The organism is Stenotrophomonas sp. P5_B8, assembly GCF_054049855.1.
Genome location: NZ_JBFULO010000417.1, coordinates 1 through 3280, shown reverse-complemented (window position 1 = coordinate 3280; position 3280 = coordinate 1). Strand labels below are relative to the sequence as shown.

The 3280-nt window shown below is 64.5% G+C and carries 4 protein-coding genes; all 4 read left to right on the top strand.

Going from position 1 to position 3280, the window contains the following annotated elements; translation table 11 throughout:
* Positions 1-331: 331 nt before the first annotated feature.
* The 4 genes from aroQ to accC are packed head-to-tail and all read left to right on the top strand — an operon-like array spanning position 332 to position 3124.
* Positions 332-781, top strand: a complete 450-nt coding sequence (gene aroQ / locus ACXJKH_RS17370) for a type II 3-dehydroquinate dehydratase (protein WP_457321189.1) — start codon at positions 332-334, stop codon at positions 779-781.
* A gap of 2 nt (positions 782-783) precedes the next feature.
* Positions 784-1200 carry a lysozyme inhibitor LprI family protein gene (locus ACXJKH_RS17365; protein ID WP_457321187.1) on the top strand — a complete coding sequence of 139 codons (417 nt, stop codon included), beginning with the start codon at positions 784-786 and terminating at the stop codon, positions 1198-1200.
* 54 nt (positions 1201-1254) lie between these two features.
* Positions 1255-1746 carry an acetyl-CoA carboxylase biotin carboxyl carrier protein gene (gene accB, locus ACXJKH_RS17360; protein WP_457321185.1) on the top strand — a complete coding sequence of 164 codons (492 nt, stop codon included), beginning with the start codon at positions 1255-1257 and terminating at the stop codon, positions 1744-1746.
* Positions 1747-1756: 10 nt separating this feature from the next.
* Positions 1757-3124: an acetyl-CoA carboxylase biotin carboxylase subunit gene (accC, locus tag ACXJKH_RS17355; protein ID WP_457321183.1), complete on the top strand. Its 1368-nt coding sequence runs from the start codon at positions 1757-1759 to the stop codon at positions 3122-3124.
* Positions 3125-3280 lie beyond the last annotated feature (156 nt).

Genomic DNA, 3280 nt, shown 5'->3' with positions numbered 1-3280 from the left:
CGAAAGCACCGTGCGGTACCTATGCATCGAGGTCGAAGACGCTCTAGAAATCGCCGAGCAGACGAATGTCTAAACAGTGGCTAGCTCCTCGATCTAGCAATTTCGAGGAGCGTCTACTAGCAGCCCCATTACCACTAACTATGGTGAGCGCGCGTCATAGTTGGTTGGAATCCCCACCAACTATGYTGAGCCGCACAACCGGTCAACACGCCGCCGCCCCAAGCCTCCCACGCAAAATTCAAACGTTCGCTTGAAACACGCGTAACTTCGCCGAACTGGACACGATCAGCCGGTTCCGCCAGACTTCGCCCTTTCCTGCTTCGTGGCACCCATGGCGAAACTGCTGGTCCTGCATGGCCCCAACCTCAACCTGCTCGGCACCCGCGAGCCGGGGGTGTATGGGCACACCACGCTGGCGCAGATCGACCAGGCCCTGCTGGGCCAGGCGCAGGCCGCCGGGCACGCGGTGGAGAGCCTGCAGTCCAACGCCGAACATAGCCTGGTGGAACGGGTGCAGGCCGCCCGTGAAGACGGCACCGCCTTTATCCTGATCAACCCGGCCGCGTTCACCCACACCTCGGTGGCCCTGCGCGATGCGCTGGCTGCGGTGGACGTGCCGTTCATCGAGATCCATCTGTCCAACCCGCATGCGCGCGAACCGTTCCGCCAGCACAGCTATTTCAGCGACAAGGCGGTCGGGGTGATCTGCGGCTTCGGCGCGGACAGCTATCGCTATGCGATGGATGCGGCCCTGACCCGGCTGGCGGCCACCACCGCGTGACCATGCCGCGCGTCCTCGCCAGCGTCATGCTGTGGGGCGGCCTGTGCGGCGCGGCCCTGGCCGCCGATCGCAGCGCCGAGGGCATCGACTGCGCGCAGCCCGGCGGCACGATGGAGAGCGACCTGTGCGCCTCCGACGTGGCCAGCGACGCCGATACCGAACTCAACAAGGTCTACGCCCAGGCGCGCCTGCAGCTGCGCACGCAGGCCGCCGAAGGCGCCTGTACGCACTGCACCGATGCCGAAAGGCAACTGGTGCTGGCCCAGCGCGCATGGATCCAGCTGCGCAGCCACGACTGCGACGCGGTGTATGCCTTCAATGCCGATGGCACCTCCCGCAATGGCGCGCAGATGCGCTGCCTGACCACACACGCCAACGACCGCATCGCCCAACTGCGTAGTTTCTACGAATTGCGTTGACCCGAGCGCAACGCGCTTCCCACCACACTGACACCACGAGCTAAAGAGGCCCCTATGGATCTCCGCAAAATCAAGAAGCTGATCGACCTGCTGGAAGAGTCGAACCTCGCCGAAATCGAAATCAAGGAAGGCGAAGAGTCCGTGCGTCTGTCGCGCGCGCCCGTATCCGGCTACGGCATGATGCAGGCCCCGCAGATGATGATGGCCCCGGCACCGGTCCAGGCCGCTGCGGCCGCCCCGGCGATGCCGATGCAGTCGCCCACCGAAGCCTCCACCGGCGGCACCGCCAAGGCCGGTAATGCCCTGCCGGACGGCCACGTGCTGCGTGCGCCGATGGTCGGCACGTTCTATTCCTCGTCCTCGCCGGACAAGCCGGCCTTCGTGTCGGTCGGCCAGGCAGTGAAGGCCGGCGAAACGCTGGCGAYCATCGAAGCGATGAAAATGTTCAACCCGATCGAGGCCGATGTTTCCGGCACCATCGTCGCCATCCTGGGCGAAAACGGCCAGCCGGTCGAATTCGACCAGCCGCTGTTCGTGATCGGCTAAGGATCCGTCCATGCTCGACAAAGTCGTTATTGCCAACCGAGGGGAGATCGCGCTGCGCATCCTGCGCGCGTGCCACACCCTGGGCATCCGCACGGTCGCCGTGCATTCCACGGTCGACCGCAACCTCAAGCACGTGGCCATGGCCGACGAGTCGGTCTGCATCGGTCCGGCACCGTCCTCGGAGAGCTACCTCAACATCCCGGCGCTGATCGCCGCGGCCGAAGTCACCGACGCCCAGGCCATCCACCCGGGCTACGGTTTCCTATCGGAGAACGCCGACTTCGCCGAGCGCGTGGAAGAATCCGGTTTCATCTTCATCGGCCCCAAGGCCGACACCATCCGCCTGATGGGCGACAAGGTGGAAGCAATCCGCGCGATGAAGGCCGCCGGCGTGCCGTGCGTGCCCGGCTCGGGCGGCCCGCTCACCGACGACATCGTGGCCAACACCAAGATCGCCCGTGAGATCGGCTATCCGGTCATCATCAAGGCATCCGGCGGTGGCGGCGGTCGTGGCATGCGCGTGGTGCATGCCGAGGCGTCGCTGAAGGCGGCCATCGAGACCACCAAGTCCGAAGCCAAGGCTGCTTTCAGCAACGATCAGGTCTACATGGAGAAGTTCCTGGAGAATCCGCGCCACGTGGAAATCCAGGTCCTCGCCGACGGCCAGGGCAACGCCATCCACCTCGGTGAGCGCGACTGCTCGATGCAGCGCCGCCACCAGAAGGTGGTGGAAGAAGCGCCGGCCCCGGGCATCAGTGCGGAGATGCGCGAGCAGATCGGCAAGGTGTGCGTGGAAGCGTGCATCCGCATCGGTTATCGCGGCGCGGGCACCTTCGAGTTCCTGTTCGAAGACGGCCGTTTCTACTTCATCGAAATGAACACCCGCGTGCAGGTGGAACATCCGGTGACGGAGATGGTGACCGGTATCGATCTGGTCTGCGAACAGCTGCGCATCGCCGCCGGCCAGAAGCTGACCATCAAGCAGAGCGACGTGGTGCTGACCGGCCACGCGATCGAATGCCGCATCAACGCCGAAGATGCTGAAACCTTCGTGCCGAGCCCGGGCCAGATCACCGCCTTCCATCCGCCCGGTGGCCCCGGCGTGCGCGTGGATACCCACATCTACAGTGGCTACCGCGTACCGCCGAACTACGATTCGATGATCGGCAAGCTGATCGTGCACGGCCCGGACCGCGAGACCGCGATCGCGCGCATGCGCGTGGCGCTGAGCGAGATGGTGGTGGACGGGATCAAGACCAACGTCGCGCTGCAGCAGCKGATCATGCGCGACAAGGGTTTCCAGGCCGGTGGGCAGAACATCCACTACCTGGAAAAGCGCCTGGCCGAACGCAAGAACAAGTCGATTGCATTGACTTGATTTAGCAGTAACGGTGGCATAGCAGAAAGGCGGGGATATCCCCGCCTTTTTGTTTGGTTCTTCGCGCATATGTAGCGCACGCACGGAGTGCGCTCTGAGCGTTTTTCGGCGCGGGAATCGGTGGGTCGGGCGCTGGGCGCCCATGCCCTTGGAGGC